We start from the raw sequence: 22596 nt of genomic DNA, 5'->3' as shown, positions 1-22596 counted from the left end.
TCCAAATCCACCACTCCGATTAGGCGCGAAACCCAACCTTCTGATAAACTGGAAATTCTGAGTTCAACCGCAGGAAGAAACCATGTCTATTCATCCCGTTATGCAGCGCCTCGCCGATAAGCTGAAGCGCACCGATCTCCCCGAGTTCGTTCCCGGCGACCAGGTTCGCGTCCAGGTCAGGATCAAGGAAGGCGAGAAGGAACGCCTGCAGGCGTTTGAGGGTCTGGTCATCGCCATCAACAAGGGACCCCAGGGAACCTTTACCGTCCGCAAAATGAGCTTCGGCCAGGGCGTGGAGCGTATCTTCCCCTTCAACTCGAAGGTAGTCGACAAGGTCGAAAAGATCCGCAGCTTCAAGGTCCGCCGCGCCAAGCTCTTCTACATCCGCGGACTCCGCGGCAAGGCTGCCCGTCTCAAGGAAGTCGAGCGCCAGGTGGCCGCCAAGGCCTAACCCGCCCTTCCACAGGTTTTACCCCGACCCCGGCCATCGTGCCGGGGTTGTTTTTGTCCTTTTACAACCTTGTCATTAACAGCGCAGCGAAGAACCCGCTTTTGCCTTTGCTTTTCCTTTTCTTTCTGTCATTCGCGAAGGGAATCCGTCCTGAAATGATGCTCGGGCCGCGCGAAAGGGCACGACTTCAGAGCTTGTTGAAAAAGGCCATTCGGAACAGAGCTTGTATCAGGGGCTGCCTTCAGGCAGCCCAAATGCCTCTCCACTGGTTGAACCGGGGCTTTAGCCCCCGAGGAATGCTTACCGATAGCCGAAGCGACGCTGAACCGCACAGGGACATGTGAAAGGGCGCGGACTTTTCAGTCGTGCCGGACAGCGTCCACTAATAAGCTTTTCGGGCTTTCGTTCAAGCCGCCTCATCCCGCACCAGCCCATAGCAGGCCTTTGCATGGCGCAACAGCTCACGGAAGGCGGCCAGTGACTCATCCTTCAGCGCCTGCAACTCCTCATCATCGAGGCGGCGGCGCTGGGGCCACGCCGAGCTGGTCCGAACGGCGAGCAGAAACTGATTCACTTTGAGCCAATAAAACTCTTTCAGTGCTTCACACGTTCGGCAATATCTTCGGCCCATAGCCCAAAATCCTCCAATGTATCTACTCTTTTCCAAGGGCAAGCGGGTCGTTCTGTGGGGCGTTTTAACTCTGTAATTACAATGTTAAAAGTATTATTTCTGCAAGTTTGCGCGGTGCTACGCCCTCTTTACTTCTCAGGTGCGAGGAGCCGCAGATAAGTTGCTTTTGGTTATGTCCGCAAGCTGACGCAAACACGCAAAAACCTGTAAATTTTCCGTAAGCGTAATCGCGTCGGCCCTCTGACACCGTCACCGCATCTTGCCGTTCGCTGCCTGTGCCGACGTCGTCCCGGCCTGAGTCCCGGCGTTCATCGCCTTCAACCGGATCTGCGCCAGTTCGTAGCTCGACGTCGGAATCGACAGCACTTCCTTCGGCTTCTCCAGCTTGCGATAGTCCGCGATCGCCACGTCGCGTTCGCCATACTGTTCAGCGATCCGCCCGAGCGCATACCAGTAGTCATCATTGGGTTCGTCCAGATTCAGCTCGTCCATCGACCGCAACAGCAGGTCCCGCGCTTCCTTGGTCTTCCCTGCCTCGGCGTAGAGACACGCCAGCGTGTGCAGAATGTGCGGATTGTCCTTGGAGAGCTGCGTCGCCTTGATCCCCGCCGCAATGTCCTTATCGTCGATCTTGCCGGTGTAGAGCGCCAGCCATGCGTTCTCGTTCAGCACCTCGGCATCCTCGCGCCCGAGGTCGCTCAGCTTCTGCAGCCACACGCGCGCAGCCGCGTAGTTACCTCGGGCCGTCTCGATCTGCGTCTTCGAGCGCAGCGCATCCGGATCGTTCTCCAGCAGCTTCAACCGATCGTCCGCCAGCTTCATCGCGTCGTCGTAGCGCTGCAACCCAAGCAGAGCCTCAACGTTATTGAGATACGCCATCCGCGACTCCGGCACCTGGTCCAGCAGCGCCTTCGCCTCCGTCAACTGCGCCGCAAAATTCTGCTTCAGCGAGTAGCCCGCACTCAGCGCAATTTCGATATTCTGCTTCTCGCGCTCGGTGGTCGCCACCTTCAACGCAGGCTCCAGAATCCCAATCCCGCGCTCCGCCGTCGACCGCGACGACACCAGCAGCGATGCGGCGGCCAGCTTCATCCGGTTTGCGTCGGGCGCGGCTCCCCGAGTCCAGAAACGCGGAAACACAGGCCCGCCCAGCGGATCATCGCCGCCTTCCAGATGCATATCTTCGCGCAGCCAGTCCAGCAGCACCTTCGAGCTGCGCAAATCGCCCGCCTGAATGCGCTCCAGCAGCTCCCATCCGATATTGTTCGGCTCCTGCGAGCTGTCCAGCAGCTTGTACTGCCCGTCCTCCTTCACCACGAAGAACGTCATGTTGCTGCCGCCCGGAATCTGCACCTTCAGCCGATACCCCATCGCATCGTCGCCTTCAACCTTCGGATCGAACGCCTGCGCCAAAATGTCGAGCGTCACGTCCAGGAACGATCCCTCGCGCGCCAGCTGCGAGTTCAACTGCCGCCCCGATTCCAGCGCCTTCTTGATCTCCTCCGGATCCTCCTTCGCCACCACCGCCAGCGCGCTCTTTGACGAAAGCGCCTCGAGCTTGGCCATGGTCAAATTCGGATCCATCGACAACAGGAAGAATCGCTTCACCAGGTCCTGCGGAGTGTTATCGAACTTCAGATCCTCATGGTGGTGCGCATCGCGCAGCAGCGACGCCAATCCCATCGCCTGTGCCGCGTTATCGCCTGCCGCACCCGCTTGCAGAAAATCCGCAGCCAGCGGATACTGCCGCACGTTCATCAGCATCTCGCCGGCGGTGTGCGCCGTATCCTTGAAGCTACTGTCATCGTTGGCGCGCTTGTTCACTTCGGCCATGCCGGCCTTGGCCCCCTGCTGCACGGCAACGCACGCCGCGATCAGCGCCTTCGGCTCTGGGTTCAGTGTCTCCGCCGTCTTGCAAGCGGCCGCATAATCGCCGGCGTAGAACTCCGCATACGCCAGATTGTTCGACAGATCGAGCTGATTCAGCTTGTCCTGCCCAATCGTCTTGTACTCCGCAATCGCATCCTTGAGCGGAGCCTGCATGCTGTAGCGCCGACCTACCGGATCGTATTCGAGCAGGATCGCCAAATCGCCCAGTGTCGAGTTGTCATCTGGATCTAGCTTCGCCGCTGCGCGAAACGCCGTCACAGCACCGGCAAGATCGCTGCCCGGCCGCATGTTGCGCCCTACAAGGTCATGCTTCAGAATCTGTGCCAGCGTCTTCTGCGCCAGCGCCGACGTGGGCTCCAGCTTCACCGCCAGCCGCGCTTCCTCGCGCGCCGCGCCGCCCATACCCGCATCGAGCAGCACGTTTGCAACCTGCAGATGATGCACAGCCTCATTCGGATGGAGCGCCACTAGCGCACGATAGCTCGCCAGCGCCTCGCGCACCTTGCCCTCGCGCAGCAGCCGCTCCCCCTTCGGCTCAAACGACAGCATGATCGGCGGCCCCGAGGTCAGGTCCGATACCTTGTTACGTAACTCGTTCCCTTCGGCCACCGTGTAGCGCCGCTTCCCTGTATCGAAGACCAGATGCGCCAGCACCGTGCCATTCTCGTCCGTCGAAAACGTCTGGCTCAGCGTCGCCGGACCCATCGTGATCGTCGAGCTCTTCGGCAATTCCTTGGGAATAAAACCCGCCGGCGGAACGACGCGATAGCTCAGGTCCACCACGTACGGCTCGATCAGCTGCCAGTCCGAGGTACGCGAAGACGTCGCATCCTTCTTATCCTTATCGTCGTCCTTCTTCGTGGTCAGCTCTTCCGGCAGCCGGAAGAACAGCGCCTCATAGCGAATCGCCGCGTCCGCACCGGTCAGCGACGTATATCCCCTCTTCGCCTTCTCGCAAGCCACCGTCAGCTCGAACTGGTTCGCCAGGTCCGCGGGATCGCTACGCTCCACCGTGGTCAGGCTGTCGCTGACATATTGCGCCTTCACGTAGCTCGTCAGATTGTCGCGGGTATCCTTGTCCGGTTTGTCCGCATAGTAAGAGCGATAGCGCGATTCATATACGCCCTTCGGCTGCGTCTTCTCCACCACCGTCGCCGGCCCGTTCTCGCTCAGCGTGATGGTGCGATACTCCAGCAGCGTGTTCTCCTTCGAGCTCGCCAGCGGAATCTGCGCCAGCGCCGTCGTCTCCGGCCGCGCAATCAGGCTCATCCTTCCCTGGTCCGCAATCGGCAACTGCCCCAGGCGCGCATAGCGATCGGTCGCGTCAATCCACACCGCAGGCAACGCGGGCTGGCCATTCGCCGCCGCAATCTCCGGCACATACACAATCGCGTGATCGAACAGCCCCATGCCCGGCAGCTCCGCCGGAACATCCATCCGCGAGCCCGCATTCAACAGCGCCACATACGCCGGAATCCCCGCCGCACGCAGCATCGTCACCAGCAGCGTCGCCTTGTCCTTGCAATCGCCGTACTTCTTGCCCAGCGTCTCCGCCGGCTCATGCGGAATAATCGCCGCTCCGCCAAACTCGATCCCCGTATACCGCACCTGCCGATCCAGATAGTCCAGCAGCGCCGCTTCCTTTTCAGCCGCCGTCTTCTTGCCCGCGATCAGCCCATCCACCAGGCTCTGCACCGCCGCAGCCTCTGCACGGCTGTCCACAAGCTTCGAATACTCTGTCGCCATCGCCTGCCATGAAGCGCCCGTCGAGTAACTCACCTGCGGGAATCGCGCCACATCCGACGGCAGACTCGAATCACCATCCGGAACGCCTTCCAGCCGCGGCACGTCGTAGATCAGCTTCACGCGTCCGTTGGCTTCAATGCGCTGCGGCTTCTGGTTCATCAACAGCGTCGCTGTCCGCAACGGCAGGCTCGCTGGCGCGTCGAACTCAAGCCGGCTGTGCTCCACCGGAATATCCTCGCGCCCGAAGGTCGTCCATCCCGTGCGCCCCGCCGCAAACAATGGTTGCGTCTCGCGCTCGACGTACTCCTCCTCCACCACAACACCCGCCGAAATCGCCGGGAACGGCGCGTGCAGCCGCTTGCCATCCGAGTAAATCTTGTAGTCACCCTCGCGCGCGGGAGTCTCATTCAGATTCTTCGGGTCCAGCGCATGCTCCGCGAAATCCGGCGTAATCACCCGCACCTTGATCTCGGGCCGAGCCTCATGCCACGGCTCCCAGCCAATCGAGATCGAGTCCCACGCCTCGGCGCCCTTCTCCGTCAGCACCTTGTAGACCGTGTAGCCCACGTGCGTCATGCGCCCCTGCTCGTCAAACGTGTACGAGTCATCGTCCTCGAGGATCGCAATATTCGCGCCGTCCCCCGGAACCGCGCTCGCAGCCGTAAAGAGATCCTTCGCCGCGCGTGTGAAATGGGCCGCAGGGGAGGGAGCGTCTGCCTGCTGCGCCTTCAGCGCCACACAATTCGCAGACACAATGACCAGTGCAAGGGCAGGCAGGAAATGCCGAAAACGACGGTGCAACACAGGGGTTTCCTCTAGGTAAAAGGGTGACTTCAAGGTATACCCGCTGCAATCGAATCGCAAATTGCCTACAACTCGCTGCAGTTACCGGATACCCAGCCGCCCTGGAATCGGCTTCGATCTTCTGGCCCTGCCTCCATTCACCTCGCATCCTGCGCCCGCCGCAACTGCATAGGTTTACAGGTACTTCACTTTCCGAACCGCCCCTGCCGCCCTCCGCAAGACCAACAGTGCCCCTGCGGACGGCATCTCACTATCCATCTGGGGTTCTAAGGCGGCGACGACCGCCGGCAACCAAGCGTCGTTTTCAATTGCACTGCTTTGATTGATCCCTGCTGCTCTTGGCTCATCCCATCGTGCCTCGGCACCGAGGAGAACAGCCTTTCGATGATGTCCTCTACAAATAAGAGATTTCCCTGCTTTGCTCTCGCCGCCGCCGCCCTCAGCCTTTTACTCAGCGGATGTTCCAGCCTCACGGGTTCCTCCGGCAATCCGCCCACCGGATCCCCCACGCCTCCCGGCTCATCCGGCGGCAGCATCAAGGACATCAATCACGTCATCTTCATGCTGCAGGAAAATCACTCCTTCGATAACTACTTCGGCATGCTCAACCCCTATCGCCAGGCGCATGGCTTCGCCACCGGCGACGACGGCAAGATCTACACCGTCGACGGCATCGACGACAAGCTCAGCACCACCACCAATCAGAACGACGAAGGCCAGTCCTTCCCGCTCTTCAAGCTCAAGAGCTCTTGCGTCGACGACGAATCCTCCGGCTATCTAGAGAGCTACGGTGACGTGAACCGTTACGACTTCTCCACCACGCGCAAAATGCTCATGGATGGCTTCGTCCATGACGCCGAAGGCTTCGCCAAAAGCTGCATCACTTCCGGCACCTGCCAGGGCCAGTCATTCACTGACACCGCCGGCCAGCGCGCCATGGGTTACTACGACCAGGATTTTCTCAACTACTACTACTACATGGCATCGCAGTTCGCCCTCTCCGACCGCTGGTTCTCCCCTGTCTCTTCCAAGAGCACTCCCAACCGCGTTGCCACCATGACCGGCGGCACCACCCAGGGTCTCGTCCTTGATCCCGGCTCCGACGATCACTTCGGCAAACTCGACATCAAGTCCATCTTCGAAGAGCTCGACAACGCCAACGTCTCCTGGAAGATCTACTACAGCGTCACCCAGGGCGACTGCACCGATCCCGACGCCTGCACCACCGGTGGTAGTTCCCTGCGTCCCGCCACCACCTTCGGCTACCTCAAATACTCGATGAAGTACTACTACCTCAACCCCACCGGCGCTGCCTGCACCGCGCCCACGCAGCCCTCCAGCGTTGTCGGCGACTCCAGCAACTCCTTCTGCATCGACCCCACGCACATCGCGCCGCTCAAGCAATACTTCACTGACGTCACCAACGGCACGCTGCCCTCCTTCGCTTTCATCGAGCCCGGCTACGGCCACAGCGACGAGCATCCCGGCTCAGGCCAATCCGTGCTCGATGGCCAGGCCGCCGTCGCGAAAATCGTGGACGCCCTCATGCAGAGTGTGTCGTGGAAAGACTCCGTCTTCTTCCTCAGCTACGACGAGGGCGGCGGCCCCTACGACCACGTACCGCCCGTGCCCGGCCACTCCAACGACTTCACCAGCGCCTCCGTCGGCTCCGTGCCCGATATCTCCTCCATCGCCGTCAATGCCGACAGCTACAACCCGTGCGTTCCGCCCGGCGGCACAGCCACAACGCACTGCGACCTGCCCCAGATCTACCCCGGCGCTGCGCCCACTGACGCGCCCGCCGTCGACGGCTTCGCTGCCCAGCTCGGCTTCCGCCTGCCCAACTTCGTCGTCTCGCCCTTCACGCGCAAGCACTACGTCTCGCACATCCCCATGGATCACACCGCGGTCATCAAGTTCGTCGAAAACCGCTTCATCGGCTCCGGCGCGCACCTTACCAGCCGCGACGCCGCTCAGCCCGACCTCACCGATTTCTTCGACTTCACCAATGTGCCCTGGGCCACTCCGCCCAGCCCGCCTACTGCCTACAGCAACAACAGCGTCTGCACTCCCGACAGCATGGGCCCGTAGATTTCGCCCACGCACGACTCACAAGGAAAGGAGGCCGCAGCGCCTCCTTTCTTTGCGCCTTCTGAAAACTCGTTCGCATCCAAAAAGCGCAACTCTTAGCGCCACCTGACAAGTCCCGAAGGGACGGCGCGACAATAGCCCGGGACGGATGTCCCAGGGTAAGCGGCCCAAATGTTCCCCGGAGCCCCTTAGGGGCGGCGTTCCTCCACAAATTTGTCATTCTGCCGTTGACCCTGAACGCAGTAAAGGCAAAGGGAATAACCCGCTTCCCCCGGCGGATCCCCTCTCCAAACGTTGTCAAGCCCCCGGGATGTGGAAAACCTATCTAACCCCATGAATCCACAAGCTCCAAAATGTGGAAAACTAATTGCCGATTACTGTTCCAATTTGCTAGCCTAGATATAGGAGCAAAAACAGTGCCCGCCGGACCCCAATCCGGCGGGCATTTTCTTTTGCGCCAAATCTCTCGCACTTAAAGGAAACGCTAAATGCCTCAACCCGACGAAATTACCATCAACTCTGCCGTCCAACGCTGCGTCAACGCCTGGCGCGAAGCCCTCACCCGCAAGAACTGCAAAGACCCCGTCGATCCGGGCGTCTGGGAGCGCGACTACGCCGGCAAGGCCTACCGCAAGGCACTCCCCTGGCTCTCCACCCCCGACAACGTCGACGCCTTCATCGCCTGCGTAGCCCAGGGCCTCGCCATCGGCGCCATCGACCCGTCCCACGCCACCAAACTGCTTTACGCCGCTCAGGTCGCCATCACCTCCCGCCGCGCCCGCCTCCAGGCCGACAAGGAAGCCCGCGCCCAAACCAAGGTGGGTGCCCCCGGTCCCTCGCCCTTGGGGACCGGGGAGCGATCTCGTTCAGCCGCACCCCCCTCCCCCCTAGGCACGAAGGGCGCCGAAGACGCAGTGGCCGCACCGCAGGTGCCCCCCACCCCCCTCCCCATGAGCAAGAACGGCCAAGCTAAACGACCCGCACCGCAAGCATCTCAAAATAAGATAGATCAGATCATCAAAGATCTTTTCGCCGGCAAGCTCCCGCCAGAAGCGGTACCCGCGCTCTTCGATCCATCAGTCAGGAAAGCTCTGGTCCAGGCACCCCCACCCCCTCCCCTGAACGAGAAGGGCGGCGAAGCCGCAGTTGGCCGCACCGCAGGTGCCTGACTTCCTGAAATGATAAGAAGGAGACCCACTGAGACCCAGAACCCCTGCCGCTTCACCCCACGCCCAGACGCACCACAGGAGATCCCTGCCCAAAATCCGATTACCCTCCCCAGGCAAGAAGGGCGGCGAAGCCGCAATTGGCCGCACCGCAGGTGCCACTTTTGGGTCACTACCTGTTTAATGAGAACTCGTTTTTCGCTATCATGATCTGAAAGCCCGAATATCCGCGCCCCTCCCGCACGATAGGGTTCACCTGCAGATAAGAAAGATCAGGTCTAAGGCGCTCATCTTCTTAGGAGTTTCATGCCCGTCCTGACCCTTGAGAAACCTGCTGTCCGCTCTGTCTCGCCCGTCTTCCGCACTCTCGCGAACGGCCTTCGCCGGCCTCTGCGCATGCCCTCCTGGGCTGTCGCCGCCGCAGTCCTTCTGGTTGGAGTAGCCGCCTTCGTTGCCGGCCGCCACAAGCCCGCGCATCACTACGTCGCCTACTTCGGCTATCCACTGGTTTTGGATACGACTACGGGCAAAGCCTGCTACGCCGCCCCGCCCAAACCATCCCAGGTGCAGGACGCCGCGTTCGCCATCGACGGAACCGCTCCGACCGACGCAGAGACCCAGTCCGGCCCTGCGATACCCATGTGCGGCAAAGAGTAGGCAGCCTCAGTCAGCAATCCCGATCAAGTTGAGCATGCGTCCCGTGCGGCCACGTGACTCCCGGTGCGAGAAGAACAGCTCGCGATGGCAGCTCGTGCACCCGCCAATCATCGCGATTGCACTGGGCTTGAGCCCCGCATCCAGCAGTTGCCGTCTGTTGGCCTCCGCCACATCAAGATGCAGACTCGGCCCAATGGGTGAATGACCCGGCGCGCGTTGCGTGAGAAACAGCATCGGGTACTTCGTCTTGACGGGGTCCGAGTTATACACCTCGTGGAACAGCTCGCGCCCATACGCAAACTGCGACTCGAACTCCGACAGAAGCTCTTCCCCAACCTGATAGCAACAAGGGCCAATACCCGGTCCCACCGCGGCAATCAAATCCTCAGGTCGCGACCCGAACTCGAGCCGCATCCGGCCGATACCGTTCTCCACAATGCGCTTAACAGTCCCCCGCCAGCCCGCATGAAATGCGGCCACAACCTTGCGCTTGCGATCGGCCACCAGAACCGGAGTGCAATCGGCCGTCTGCACGCCCAGCAGAATGCCCGGTCGGTCCGTCATCAGCCCGTCGCCCTTGCATCGGCGCTCCGCCGAACCCGGTCCGGCAAGCACCAGCACGCTTGAGTGAATCTGGCGCAGCGTCACCAGCGGTGTGTCCGCTTCGCCGGTAATGGCCTCCACAAACAGCCGCCGGTTCTGTTCGACCTTCTCGCGCGCATCCTCAGGGGTAAAGGTCAGGTTGAGTTCGCCAGCGCCACCCTCGGGTGCGTAGCAGGTGGTTACACCGCCGCGACGGGTCGAAAATCCATGCCACAGCCATTCGAATTTTTGCCACGCCGGCACCGGAATCCATTCAACCCCGTTCGGAGCCGCAGCTACGACAGGCATCGCTGGACGCAGTTCCTCAGGCGTCTTGTCCTGAAAGCGCGCGCGGCGGCCAACCCCGGCCGGCTTCTCGCGCCGGCTGCGGCTCAGACCCGCCATTTGGAACAGCGCGTCGACTTCGTCGATGTTACTGGAGATTTGTCCGGGCTCGATCAAACTCGAAGCCTTCACGGAATCGGCGGCTTTGCGGCGCGCTCGCGGGGAAGGATGGGAAGATGACGGCATCTTCTTTATTTTATCGATGGAGGTATTGAGAAGTTGGTCGGGAGGGAGCGGAGCAATTGGGCCTGCCTTCCGGCAGGCCCGCTCGAGAGGCTTTCAATAGGAGGGGATCCTGGAGGGGGATTGGAGAAGGGGTCTCATCACTGAGACCTTCAATAAGGATGGAACACCTTTCTTTGGTGGGCCATAAATCGGGGAAGCCTCTGCTTGTTATCTGTTTGGACGCCTGCTTCCCGCAAACGGTTGCTTATTCTTTTCGTGATTTTCTTCGGGTGTCAAAAGTCACGCAGAGAGGTGACTCCCGATCCGAATCAAGTTGCAGAAAAGCAAAGGAGTTGTGGCACACTTTATCCATGAAGCGCTGGCACGTGATCGCGCTGGTCCTCGTCCTCGCGGGTGTGGGAGCATACTTTTATTTCTACCGCGGATTCAGGCTGGGCGCTGGGGGCCTATCCGGTGCCGGTAATGAGGTCGCGGGCTCAGCCCAGATGAGCTGGCAAACCATCAGCAGGCCCGACGACGGCTTCAAGGTCGAGTTGCCCGCTGACCCGAAAGAGACCCAGATCCCCGCATATAACGAGCTGGGTGGAACCGAACCGGTCAGGATGCTCTATGCAAGCCCCGACGCCGACACCATGTTCGCGCTCGCATGGAGCGATAATCCGCCCGTTGCACGAGTAAATCATCGCGCGCCCGATCTGACCCTCGACCAGGCACGCGATGGCATGCTGGCCCGTACCCAGACCACCCTCGCATCTGAGAGCAAGACCGTCGACCAGGGCTTTCCCGCACGCGACATCACCGCGAAAAATTCCGGAGGAGGCCTGCTGCAAGCACGTTTCGTTCTGGTGAACGATCGCCTTTATACGCTGATGGCGCTTTTCCCCTCAACTAAGGCGCGCCATGAGCAGGACGTCGTTCGCTTCTACAATTCCTTCTCGCCAAGCGGCATAAGCACGACCCTGCCCTCCGCGCCGCCCAAAGGCTGAGGAGAGGCCGTCTCAATCAGTGCGGCGATGCGTTGGGTTTCGCCAGCTTGTCAACGAAATAGGTAATCACCCCCACCGGAACAAACCGAACCACAAACGCCGTCATGCGCCCGCTCAGATTCGGCACCATGGTTCGCTGGCCCCGCGCCATCGCTGCAATTCCCAACCTCGCCACTTCCTCCGCGGGCTGCATGCCTCGCTTTCTGAAGATGCCGGCGCGGGCAACATCAAAGAACTCGCTTTCCGTGGGTCCTGGGCATAACGCCGTGACCTTTATGCCATATCGCGCTACTTCTTGCGCCAGGCCTAGAGCGAAGAACCGGTCGAAGGCCTTGCTAGCGGCGTACGTCGACATGTACGGCACAGGCTGAAAACTCGCGGTAGAAGCCGTGATCAGCACCCAGCCGCGCCCGCGCTCCACCATCCGCGGAACAAACAGCCGCGCGATACTCACCATAGCCTCGCAGTTCACGCGAATCTGGCTCAGTTCCTGCTCGATTGGATTCGTGTGCAGGGCGCCATAGAGCCCCAGCCCCGCGTTGTTGATGAGAATATCGACGGAAATGCCGGCGCCTTCTGTCGCATCGTAAATCTGCCGCGGCGCAGCGGGATAGTTCAAATCCGCCGCAACAATGAGAACCTCGACGCCTCGTCCACGCAGTTCAGCAGCAAGGGCCTCCATGCGCTCCTTGCGCCGTGCAGTCAAGATCAGCTTCGCGCCATGCGAACCGAGCTCGCGCGCCAGCGCCACTCCAATTCCCGCGCTCGCTCCGGTGACCAGCGCCCATCTGTTCCGAAATTCCTCAACGGAAGCCATGCACCAAGTCTATTGGGCGCAGGCATGCTATTTCCTCAGCAGCTTGAAGGCGTGGGTCCACTCGTTGCGCAGGAAACCGGGAATGCACCAGAGCATGCACAGCGGCTCGATTGCCCGTGCCGCTTCAACGCCGCCCATATCGGCTGTCTCCCAGCCGAACTGGTCCAGGAAACCGGCAGCAGTCTTCTTCGCCGCGTCGTTATTGCCGCAGATGAACATGGTGGGCCGGCCCTCGGCAAACTCCGGGTTGATCATCTGCATGTTGCCGACTGAGCTGAAGAACTTCACGAAATGCGCATCAGGGAACTCCCTTTGCAAGTGCTCCATTAATGACTCGTTCGGCCCGGTGAAGAACTTCAGCACGCCATTCACGGGCGGCGCGTCCGCAATCGGATTGCAGGCGTCGAGCACAGGTTTGCCCGCCAGACTCTGGGCGCCGGCCAGCATCAGGGCGCTGGATGCAACGTTGCCCTTCACCGCGATCACAATCGCCTCACCGAATTGAGCAGCTTGGGCGAATGTCCCGCGCGAAGCCTTCGGATTCTGTGCGCTCCACTCGGCCAGCTTCTCCGGATCACGCGACCCGATCATCACCTCATGTCCATGCTTTGCGAACCCCGCAGCGATGACCTGCGCGACGACACCCGAACCAAGAACTCCAACCTTCATTGCGAACTCCTCTGCGCGACAGATTCGATTCCCGGAGCGGCAGCTCCATTATTTTTTGGCTTTGGTTTTGTTGGCCGACTTCACGCTAACGGAACGCCTGCCCACCTTTTGATTCTTCTCGATACGCAGCTTCCACGCACTGCGCAGAGCACCCAGAAGAACATCTTCATTAGCCGCAGCCAGGCGCACGTGCGTGGCGCCATTGCGGCCCCATCCACCCGGAATGGCCAGGAACATCTCCGGCGCCTCCGCCACGAACGCTGCCTGCTGCTCCGGCGTGAGCATCAGGTTGCCATAGCCCTGCTTCTCCGCAGCTAGAGTAGCGAAGATGCGGCCGCCCACGCGAAAGTCCGCCTGCCCGAAATGCGAGCCCTCTTCAGCACCCTCAAGACTCAGTGCAATCCGACGAAAATCGTTGGCATCCATGGCATGCTCCGCAGTTCGCAGTTCATAGTTCACAGTTGTCCGTGTCTCATGACCATGAACTGTGAACTACGAACTAAGAACTAAGAACTGTGAACTGCTTGTTCTTCGAACTCCTCATTCAACCACCGCGCAATCGCCGAGAAGTCCTCGTCGCGTCCCAAAAAGTCGCGCACCATCTCGCGCCCCGGCTTCGATCCACCCTGCTCCAGCACCGTGCGTCGATAGCGTCCGCCGGTCTCGCCGTCGATCAGATTCTCCGGATCGAACTGCGCGAAGAAGTCTAGCGCAATCACCTTGTCAAACGCGTACGTGTAGTAGTTCGAGGAATAGCCGGTGAGGTGCCCAAAGCTCGCATACATGCGGTTGCCATCGAGCCACGTCCACGGCAGCAGCCGCGTATAGAGGTCGCGCACCATGCTGTCGAGGTCAATCTTTGCGGGATCCTGATCATGCAAATCGAGCGAAATGGTCGTGTAGTAAATCTGCTGACGCATGCCATCGGCGCGACCGAACGAGCTTGCCGCCTTCATTTTGTGAATGATCTCCGAAGGCAGCACCTCGCCGGTCTGATAATGCCGCGCGAACGATTGCAGCAGCTTCTCATCGCGGAAGAACTCTTCCAGCATCTGCGAGGGCACTTCGACGAAATCGCCCTCCGTAGCGAATCCTGAAAGCCCCGCCCACTCCGTATGACCGCCGAGGATGGCGTGCATCAGGTGGCCGAACTCATGGAAGAACGTGACCACATCGTTGTACTGCATGAGCCCGGGGTCGCTTCCCTCGCCGCCGGGGAAGTTGCAGATCAGCGCGGCCTCCGGCAGGTACCGCCCCTTCACACCCGTCACCACTGGCGCAGCCGAGAACCACTTGTCCTTTCCCTCGCGCGGATGCATGTCGAGATAGAACCGGCCCACGCGCTTGCCGTGCTCGAAGACCTCGAACACTGTGACAGCAGGGTCCCAGCCCGGCACATCCGACGGCTTGAACTCCACCTTGAACAGCCGCGCCGCCGTGTCGAGAACGCCTGCCTCCACCTGCTTGTAGGTGAAGTACGGCCTCACTGACTGCGAATCGAAGTCGAATGCCGCACGCCGGAACTGCTCGTACCAATAGCCGCGGCTCGTGCTGTCAATCTCTTTCAGCCCCGGCTGATGCTTGCGCGCGAACTCCATGATCATCTCGTGTTCGCGGCGCGCCCCATCGCGGCTGGCCTCGTCAAGCTTGTGCAGGAATTCACGCACATTCGCGGCTGAGCCCATCATTTGATCGGCGGTCGCCAAATCTGCCCAGCTCCGGAATCCCAGGACGCTCGCGATCTCTTGCCTTGTCGCCAGCAGTTGTTCCAGCACCGTCTTGTTCTGCGGATAAGCCCGCGTGTTATACGCCAGGAACATGCGCTCACGCAGCGCCGGACTCGCGGCAAACGTCATCACCGGCTGCATGTCCGGCTGGTCCGTCGTGATCGTGATCTTGCCATCCTCACCGGCCGGGTGCCTATCCAAATAATCCTGCGGCAGGCCAGTCAATTCTTGAGCCGTCGCCGTGATCGTTTTTCCGCCTTCCTGGATATTGCGGCCGAACTCCAGCGAGAGCCGCGTCGCTTTCTCATGCAGCGCCTGAAGGTGCGCGCGCGTCGCCTCATCCTTGTCCACGCCGGCCAGCCGATAACCCAACAGCGTGCGATTGACGTAATGCTTCGTCGCCGCACTGCAGTGCTCGATGTCCATGGCCGCGAGCGCATCATAGACCGCGCGATTCAGGCTCAACGCGCTGCCCGCCTGCGCCACTCGCTGCGCCTCGTTTTGCGCCTGGTCACGAACCGCCTTGTCCGGCGCGACCGAATTGAGAATTCCAGCCTGCGCTCCTGCCAAGCTGAGCTGCTCCACCACAACGTCATACAGTCGCAGTGTGTTCTCCGGCGTGCGCGGACGGTCGATAGCCAGCAGCGCCTCAAGCGCCGCTTCATGCGTCTTCAGCCTCTGATCCACCCAGGCCGTCAGGTTCTCAGGCGACGCGGCGCCGCCCGCTTCCCACACGTGAAGTTCTCCGCAAACATGGACGATAGCCATCGGATCGAGGGACATGAACGAATAACCTCCAACCCATCTAGGTTGCCACACTAAGCCGGCGGTCTGCCCACAACGGTCTGGACCCTCGTCGTTTTGCGATAATGCCCAGAAGACCAATGACATCGCGCCTGCCCAAAATCTGCGTTGCTATCCAGGCCAACACCCCCGCCGAGATGTTCTCCCGTGCCGCCCTGGCCCTCAAAGACGCGCGCTTCCTCGAATTCCGCCTCGACTCGCTCGCTTCGCCCACCTCCGCATTACCACGCCTGAAGAGGTTCCTCGCGGAGCACAACGTCACCGCGATCGCCACCTGCCGGCGCAAGCCCAACAGCGGCAGTTTCACCGGCTCTCTCGATGAGGAGCTGTCGATCCTGCTCAAAGCCGCGCGCGCCGGCTGCCAAATCGTCGACCTCGAAATCGAATCCGCCGAAGAAGCCGCACCAGCACAGCTCGAAAATTTTCGAGGCGCTTTGCGTAAGGCCGGCGCGCAACTCATCGTCAGCTTTCACGACTTCTCACGAACGCGTGCCGTCGAACGTGCAGCCGACCGCATCGCGTCGTTCGCACCCGACTTCGTCAAAGTCGTCGCCACAGCGCAGACACTCTCCGACAACCTCGCCGTCCTGCGCCTCGTCGAAGACCGTTCCGCATCCTCGCGCATTCTCGGCATTGCCATGGGTGAAGAAGGCCTGGTGAGCCGCGTGCTGGGGCCTCGCGCCGGCGGCGCATTCACCTTCGCCTCCCTCGGCGACGGAACCGAAACTGCTCCCGGCCAGGTCACCGCGAAGACCATGCGCGCGCTCTACAGCGCCCACAATCTCAACTCCGAAACGCGCATCTTCGGCGTTGCCGGCAATCCCATCGCACACTCGCTCTCGCCGCTGATGCACAACACTGCGTTCAAGCGCGAAGCCCTCAACGCCGTCCTGCTGCCGCTCAAGACGCGAACTGTGCAGGATCTGCTCAACCTTATGCTCGAGCTGCCCATGGCCGGCGCTGCCGTCACCATGCCGCTCAAGCAGGAGGTCATGCCGCACCTGGCTGCCATGGACGCGCTGGTCGAGCGCATCGGCGCCTGCAACACCCTGCGCGTGGGCGGAGATCTGAAACTGCATGGCTATAACACAGATGTTGCCGGCGTAGTCCGCCCCCTCGAACGCCGTATCAAGCTCAAAGGTGCGCGCATCGCTGTCCTCGGCGCCGGCGGAGCAGCCCACGCCGCCGTCTTCGGCCTCGTCGATCAGGGCGCAGAAGTCTTTGTCATCAACCGTACCCATGAGAACGCCGTTGCCCTCGCGCGATCGGCCAAAGCAAAAGCCCTCAAGCACGAGCAGCTCGCAAGACATCACTTCGACGCGATCATCAACTCGACGCCCTGCGGCATGAAGGACTCGAAGCAGGCGCTTCCCGTCTCCGAAAACGAGCTGAACACAAATCTCGTCTTCGACATGGTTTACAACCCGCTGGAAACGCCACTACTCAAGCTGGCAAAATCCCGCGGCATCGCCACCATCAGCGGCCTTGAAATGTTCGTGCAGCAAGGCGCGCGCCAGTTCGAAATCTGGACCGGCAAAACCCCGCCCGAAGACGAAATGCGCCGCGTCGTCGAACGCGAACTGAAGCGCCGCGGTTGAGCGCCAGCATCAACTCAACTTGTCATCCTGAGCCGAAGGCAAACGACCCGCTTCTCAGCGCGTCCGTTATTTGCGCTTCTTTGCGGCCACCTTCTTCGCGTCCTTCTTCTTCTCATCCGCCGAGTGCATCGCCGGAATGGGAGCCATATCCGGCCCCACGCGCCTCACGACTGTGTCCAGCAGCACAAAGTTGATGGTCCGCAGATTCGCCGGCCGGGCTACGCCTGTCTGCGGGTCAATGCTCACATCGGAATCCGCAGCAATCTTCACGCCGAACGCCGGCACCATCGCTCCATCCTTCGTCGGCCCCGGAATTTTAGTGACATTTACCGGCAGAAATCCCTGGATGGGCCGCAGCCGGAACGCCGTCTCATACCGATGATGATTGCGGCTCCACGTGAACACGCGCACCTGGTCGTAATCGAACGGTAGGCCGTATTTCATCGGCTCCAGCAGCATCACGTACTCCGGAACCTCGTGGTTCGGCAGATCGCTGTTCTCGTCGTGAACGGTGGTGAGCACATACGCGCCCACAATGCGCTGCCCCTCGGCGTACTGCGCCACCGAGTCCGGCACGTCCACATCCATCCGCCCGGAAAGCACCCAGCCGTAGTTGCCGCTCGCATCTTTCACCAGCCACCAGTCTTCCATCACCGGAGGCGGCGCAGGAGCTGCCGGAACAGCAGGCGCGGCCGTCTTGGGCTGTGCCAGCTTGGGAACTGCCGGCGACGGTGGAGGCGCAGCAGGCTTCTCGGACGTGGGCTGACCGGCCGCAGCGTTCGCAGTCGCATCCGGCTTCGGCGCTGGCCTGTGCGCTCCCGGCGGCAGCTTCTCCACTGACGCCCGAATCAGCAACTGCACCTTCGCATTGCCCGGCAGCAGAAAGAACCGCTGCGTATCCCGACCCGGAGCGGAATGCAGATACACGTCATCGCGCAGCACCGCCGATGCCACTACTGGATCGTTCTTGTGCTCCGCCGCCAGCTTGGCGAACTGGTCGTAATCGTCTTGGTCGATGACAGCATGCTGCTCGATCCACCCGATCTCATTCTTAGGAGTCTTGACCTTCAGGAAGCGGCGTCCGTGCTCCAGCACCTCGAGCTGCTCGCCATTGGTCACCTGGCCAACGCGATTCGAGACAGCCGCGACGCGATCATGCAGATACGTCTGCCGCGCCACCACCCACACCTTCTCTTGTTTTTGCGGATGTATGCGACTGCAACCGGCCAGGGCCGCCGCAATGCTCATCAGCGCGCATGAAACTGCAACCAGAAGGGGCCGTTTGCCGGTGCCGGAGAGAGATGTAGGACGCGAATTCACAGCAGGATTCACTTCGAGCATAGCACCGGATGCACCGCGCACCCGTCACTCGCCAGATTCCACTCCGCCACTGTGTCCCTCTGTCCCTTTGCCGCTTTCGCCCTTGCCTGCAATCAGCGAAGCGATCGTTGTGATCGCGAGGATGGCTCCAATCACGACGAGTGAGGTGATGATCGACACATCGATCCACTTGGCCGTGATCATTTTCAGGCCCACAAACCCCAGCAGCACGCCGAGGCCGTAGTGCAGATAGCGCAGCCTGTCCAGCAGCGACGACATTGCGAAGTAGAGCGACCGCAGTCCGAGAATGGCCGCGATGTTCGAGGTGTACACGACGAACGGATCGCGCGAGACAGCCAGCACAGCCGGAATCGAATCGATGGCAAACATCACATCGGTCATTTCAACGGCCAAAATGATGGGCAGCAGCGAGCCTTCCTTGGGGTGCATCTTTCGTAGCCACGACGGCAACACGCCATGCGCCGGCTGACTCAACAGCCGCCACCCGGCCCACAACAGAACTGCGCCAAACACATAGGTGATCCATTCAAAGTGGTGGAGCAGCGTGACGCCCAGCGCGATAAACAACGCACGGAGCACGATGGCTCCGCCCACGCCCCACACCAGCGCCTTCTGCTGGCTTTTCGCGCTCACCTGGAATCCCTGGAAGATCACGAGGAACACGAACAGGTTGTCGATGCTCAGCGACATCTCGATTGTGTAGCCGGCCACGAATTGCAATGCCGTGGCGTGGCCTTCTTTCATCGAGATCCAGCCGGCAAAGGCGAAGGCCATCAGCACCAGGCATGCGGTCCAAAGCCAGCTCAGCACGTGCGAGCGGCGGTCCTGCTTGTGAACGGGTAGGAATGAGTCGGCGATCAACAGCACCACAACCGCGATATGAAAGCCGATCCACCAGCTCCACTCTCCGCCACCGATCATAAAGGGATGCTACAGGATGGGACGCGGCAGATGCGTCGCGTGCGAACCGCTGGAGAGTGCTGAGCTTCCGGATGTTTACTGCTAAGTCACTTTTTGAATTCGATTCCCAAAATGGGACGGGAATATCTATGGATTTTGGTATTGCCAATAACTCATATCGTGTTAACACTTTACCTTTGGAAATGCCTCGAAAAGGCGAATATATGGAGAAGTAAAAACAGGGGGAGGGGTAGCTAATTTTCTAGTAAACTCCCGCTGATACTTCAAAGGGCCGCACTCCCTGTAGGAAGCACAACCCTGAAAGGATAGTAGCGGTTTGAGGAGACAGAGTCCGTGATGGCTGTCACGTGTCGTTTAGGTATGACAGTCAAGGTGAAAAGAGCGAAGATGTTTCTTCCGGGTGGGCTCGGAAAGATGGACCAGAGAAGCGTCTCATCGCCTTGCCCGATCGGTGCGAATGCCTTTACTAACTGGTTTCGCCGCCAGCTCTTGGCGTTCTGCAATCCCTTACAATCGGCCTGTGGTCATGGATACAGCGGTGCTTAAGAGTAGAGGTGTAGGGCAGCAGATCGACGATAGACTTCCCCTGCATGAGTGGTTGGGCAGCATCGGCGCGGACGATGTGTTCCGCACGGAGCTTCCCGGCGCGCAGCGGGCCGCCATCCTTGTCTCCGAAGTCCAGGATGAAGCCGCCGAGGAGCGACTTCGCAACTGGCAACTCGCAACCGCCCTGAACCATCCCCATTTGCTCCGCATCTTCGAGTGTGGCCGCGCCCAGATCGACGGTTCCGAAATCATCTACATCGTCACGGAAATGCCCGAAGAAGCGCTCGGCCAGATCCTGCCGGAACGCCCGCTCACCGCTGCCGAAACAGGCGAGATGCTTGCGCCTGTCCTCGATGCGCTCGCCTTCCTGCACGGCGAAGGACTCGTCCACGGCAGCCTTGAGCCCGCGAACATCCTCGTTGTCGGCGAACAGCTCAAGCTCTCGCCTTACACAATCCAGCCCGCCGGCCTCTCTATTGCAACCGAACGCGGGGCGGGCCTCTACGATGCCCCTGAAACCGAACTGGGGCCGCTCACACCCGCAGCAGACCTCTGGTCCCTCGGTGTCACCATCGTCGAAGCACTAACCCAGCATCGCCCCTCATGGGTCCGCGATTCAGGCCGCGATCCGCTGGTGCCCGCCGCGGTTCCACAGCCATTCGCCGAGATCGCCCGCCGCTGCCTCCAATTCGATCCCGCGCAGCGCTGCACGCTGGCCGAGATTCGCTCACTGCTCACCGGAGCAGCAGCCGCTCCCGCCCCAGCTTTCGCTGCAGCCGCCGCCTCCGCGGCCACGGCCGCGCAGAAGCCTCAGCAGCTTCCGCTCGCCTACGAAACTCACGAGGCGATGCCAGCGCCCGGCCGCCCGCCACTCCGCAAGTCCCTGCGCGCGCTTGAGGACGATGAGCCCCGCCGGCCTTTTCCGCTGGCGTATCTCTTCGGAGGCGCGGCGCTCCTGTTCCTGCTGATCGTCGGGATCCTAGCCTACTCGCATCGCAGCAAACCGACCCTGGCGCCGCCGCCCGACGACTCCGCCACCGCGGACCCTGCCGCCAGGGAACCCAAAGCGCTGCCGCAGCCTTCGGGGCCCACCGTAAAGGGCGAAGTGGCCCAGCGTGTCACGCCGGAAATCCCCGAGCGCGCTGCACGCGGTATTCGCGGCAAAGTTGAAGTCAGAATCAAGCTCGCCGTCGACCACTCCGGCAATGTAATGAACGCCTCGATCGTGTCGGACGGCCGCAGCCGCTACTTCGCCAATCTGGCCCTCGAGTCGGCCCGCAAATGGCGCTTCCACCCGGCGAAGATTCACGGGCAAGCGGCGTCGAGCACTTGGGATCTACACTGGGTATTCCGGCCGAACGGCACAGAAGTCACGCCCACCGAGATCACGCCGTAAGCATCGCCTTGTAGCGCCCGTCTCCAGACCGGCTGTCGCACCTGTGTCCTCACCCACGCTGCGGCCGCGGTGAGGTACTAGAGCTGAACAAGTGTCCTGGATTCGGACAGGGGCTAAAGAGGCTGCCGGTTATTCCGGCATAGCAGGGGCTGAAGCCCAACATATTCTATCGGCCTTATCGGCCCGGCTGAAGCCGTGCCCTTGTTACAAAGCCCGCCCACATGAATTTTTCCCGCAGCCTGCAAAGCCGCAGGATTTGATTAGGCGTTATCGGCACGACTAAAGTCATGCCCGGACACAAAGCCCAGTAGTTCAGCTCCAGATCAGGGCAGATGGCCACCTCTATCGCTGATTGATCAGCCGGATCGTCTCGAGAATTACATCTCCGTCGATCGTGAGGCTTTTTGCGCTCACCTTGTCCAGCGTGTCTTGTGCGGTGTGGTGATAGCTGTTGTTCGGCCCGTAGTCGAGATCGATGATGTCGACCGAGGGCACGCCGCGCTTCACAAACGGCAGATGATCGTCTTCCACCGGCTCCTCGGTCTGGAAGAAGTAGCGGTCGTAGCCATACTTGTGCGCCGATTGACGGACCAGGTCCACGAGCCACCCGGTTGAATTGGATTCGCGCTGAATGTCCAAGTCCTTGTCGCCGATCATGTCCGTGAGGATGAACGCCTTGACCTTGCCCAGCGTCCCGTCGCGTCCCCACTTGGCCGCCAGATGCCGGCTGCCGTAAGTTGAGTCCGACTGCGACCACGTCTGGAAGGCCTCTTCGCCGTCGAAGAACACCAGCCACACCGAGTAGCCGTCGAGCTGCTTTCCGCCCGCGGTCTGCGCCCGCAGCTTGTCCCCAATGGCCATCAGCAGCCCGGTAGTCGCCGCGCCATCGTTCGCGCCGACGAAGTTGATATTGCGCAGCGGATAGTTCGTCTCGTAATGGGTGCCGAGCACGATCACGCCAGGCTTTTTGCCCGGGAAGCGCACGATGAAGTTGCGCAGGTTCACCGGGCCGATCGGGGTGTCGGCCATGAACGTATCTTGTTCGAGCTGATCGTGCTGAAAGTGCGCGCGCAGATAATTCTCGGCCTTGGTGTGCCCCTGGCTCGTCACCCAGCGCGGCCCGATGCCGGCAAACTCGCGCGTGTACTCATACGCCTTCGCGCCATCGAAGTGCTGGGCGCGCGCCGCCATCGGCGCAAACAAGATCAACCCTGCAATGAATTTTGCGAGTCGCATCGGGCT

The 22596-nt window shown here is 60.9% G+C and carries 17 protein-coding genes; 7 read left to right on the top strand and 10 right to left on the bottom strand.

Going from position 1 to position 22596, the window contains the following annotated elements:
• Positions 1 to 82: 82 nt before the first annotated feature.
• Positions 83 to 451 (top strand): 50S ribosomal protein L19, encoded by a 369-nt coding sequence (gene rplS / locus MOP44_RS15700; RefSeq protein ID WP_390905440.1) that lies wholly within the window; start codon positions 83 to 85, stop codon positions 449 to 451.
• Positions 452 to 857: 406 nt separating this feature from the next.
• Here the strand turns inward: rplS and MOP44_RS15695 are convergent, their stop codons facing one another.
• Positions 858 to 1082: a hypothetical protein gene (locus tag MOP44_RS15695; protein WP_260791025.1), complete on the bottom strand. Its 225-nt coding sequence runs from the start codon at positions 1080 to 1082 to the stop codon at positions 858 to 860.
• A gap of 249 nt (positions 1083 to 1331) precedes the next feature.
• Positions 1332 to 5471: a DUF3857 domain-containing protein gene (locus tag MOP44_RS15690; protein WP_260791024.1), complete on the bottom strand. Its 4140-nt coding sequence runs from the start codon at positions 5469 to 5471 to the stop codon at positions 1332 to 1334.
• Positions 5472 to 5906: 435 nt separating this feature from the next.
• Here MOP44_RS15690 and MOP44_RS15685 point away from each other — a divergent pair, with 435 nt between their 5' ends.
• From MOP44_RS15685 to MOP44_RS15675, 3 genes are all read left to right on the top strand, one after another.
• Positions 5907 to 7613, top strand: a complete 1707-nt coding sequence (locus MOP44_RS15685) for an alkaline phosphatase family protein (RefSeq protein WP_260791023.1) — start codon at positions 5907 to 5909, stop codon at positions 7611 to 7613.
• A 488-nt stretch (positions 7614 to 8101) separates the two neighbouring features.
• On the top strand, positions 8102 to 8782 hold the full coding sequence (locus MOP44_RS15680) for a hypothetical protein (RefSeq protein ID WP_260791022.1): 681 nt from the start codon (positions 8102 to 8104) through the stop codon (positions 8780 to 8782).
• 303 nt (positions 8783 to 9085) lie between these two features.
• On the top strand, positions 9086 to 9436 hold the full coding sequence (locus MOP44_RS15675; protein ID WP_260791021.1) for a hypothetical protein: 351 nt from the start codon (positions 9086 to 9088) through the stop codon (positions 9434 to 9436).
• Between the two features lie 6 nt (positions 9437 to 9442).
• Here MOP44_RS15675 and pgeF read toward each other — a convergent pair whose 3' ends face one another.
• Positions 9443 to 10549 carry a peptidoglycan editing factor PgeF gene (gene pgeF / locus MOP44_RS15670; protein WP_260791020.1) on the bottom strand — a complete coding sequence of 369 codons (1107 nt, stop codon included), beginning with the start codon at positions 10547 to 10549 and terminating at the stop codon, positions 9443 to 9445.
• Between the two features lie 350 nt (positions 10550 to 10899).
• Between pgeF and MOP44_RS15665 the strand changes: the two genes are divergently transcribed.
• Positions 10900 to 11535 (top strand): hypothetical protein, encoded by a 636-nt coding sequence (locus MOP44_RS15665; RefSeq protein ID WP_260791019.1) that lies wholly within the window; start codon positions 10900 to 10902, stop codon positions 11533 to 11535.
• A 16-nt stretch (positions 11536 to 11551) separates the two neighbouring features.
• Here the strand turns inward: MOP44_RS15665 and MOP44_RS15660 are convergent, their stop codons facing one another.
• From MOP44_RS15660 to MOP44_RS15645, 4 genes are read right to left on the bottom strand one after another with little or no spacing between them, the layout of a single operon-like run.
• Positions 11552 to 12352, bottom strand: a complete 801-nt coding sequence (locus MOP44_RS15660) for an SDR family NAD(P)-dependent oxidoreductase (RefSeq protein ID WP_260791018.1) — start codon at positions 12350 to 12352, stop codon at positions 11552 to 11554.
• 27 nt (positions 12353 to 12379) lie between these two features.
• Positions 12380 to 13021 (bottom strand): NADPH-dependent F420 reductase, encoded by a 642-nt coding sequence (locus tag MOP44_RS15655; RefSeq protein WP_260791016.1) that lies wholly within the window; start codon positions 13019 to 13021, stop codon positions 12380 to 12382.
• Between the two features lie 48 nt (positions 13022 to 13069).
• Positions 13070 to 13480: an MmcQ/YjbR family DNA-binding protein gene (locus MOP44_RS15650; RefSeq protein WP_260791014.1), complete on the bottom strand. Its 411-nt coding sequence runs from the start codon at positions 13478 to 13480 to the stop codon at positions 13070 to 13072.
• A 47-nt stretch (positions 13481 to 13527) separates the two neighbouring features.
• Positions 13528 to 15531 carry a M3 family metallopeptidase gene (locus MOP44_RS15645; protein WP_260791012.1) on the bottom strand — a complete coding sequence of 668 codons (2004 nt, stop codon included), beginning with the start codon at positions 15529 to 15531 and terminating at the stop codon, positions 13528 to 13530.
• Positions 15532 to 15632: 101 nt separating this feature from the next.
• Between MOP44_RS15645 and aroE the strand changes: the two genes are divergently transcribed.
• Positions 15633 to 17150, top strand: coding sequence for a shikimate dehydrogenase (gene aroE / locus MOP44_RS15640; RefSeq protein ID WP_260791010.1), 1518 nt, complete (start codon positions 15633 to 15635; stop codon positions 17148 to 17150).
• Between the two features lie 66 nt (positions 17151 to 17216).
• Here aroE and MOP44_RS15635 read toward each other — a convergent pair whose 3' ends face one another.
• Positions 17217 to 18398, bottom strand: coding sequence for an SH3 domain-containing protein (locus MOP44_RS15635; protein ID WP_260791008.1), 1182 nt, complete (start codon positions 18396 to 18398; stop codon positions 17217 to 17219).
• 117 nt (positions 18399 to 18515) lie between these two features.
• Complete coding sequence (locus tag MOP44_RS15630) at positions 18516 to 19412, bottom strand: TerC family protein (protein ID WP_260791006.1); 897 nt, start codon at positions 19410 to 19412, stop codon at positions 18516 to 18518.
• Positions 19413 to 19938: 526 nt separating this feature from the next.
• Between MOP44_RS15630 and MOP44_RS15625 the strand changes: the two genes are divergently transcribed.
• Positions 19939 to 21354, top strand: a complete 1416-nt coding sequence (locus MOP44_RS15625; RefSeq protein ID WP_260796662.1) for a TonB family protein — start codon at positions 19939 to 19941, stop codon at positions 21352 to 21354.
• Positions 21355 to 21696: 342 nt separating this feature from the next.
• Here MOP44_RS15625 and MOP44_RS15620 read toward each other — a convergent pair whose 3' ends face one another.
• Positions 21697 to 22590, bottom strand: coding sequence for a M28 family peptidase (locus MOP44_RS15620; RefSeq protein ID WP_260791004.1), 894 nt, complete (start codon positions 22588 to 22590; stop codon positions 21697 to 21699).
• Positions 22591 to 22596 lie beyond the last annotated feature (6 nt).

The organism is Occallatibacter riparius (assembly GCF_025264625.1).
In the GTDB taxonomy this organism is placed as follows: domain Bacteria; phylum Acidobacteriota; class Terriglobia; order Terriglobales; family Acidobacteriaceae; genus Telmatobacter; species Telmatobacter riparius.
Note: the sequence above shows the minus strand (reverse complement) of the source record. Positions and strands in the feature narration are given on the sequence as shown.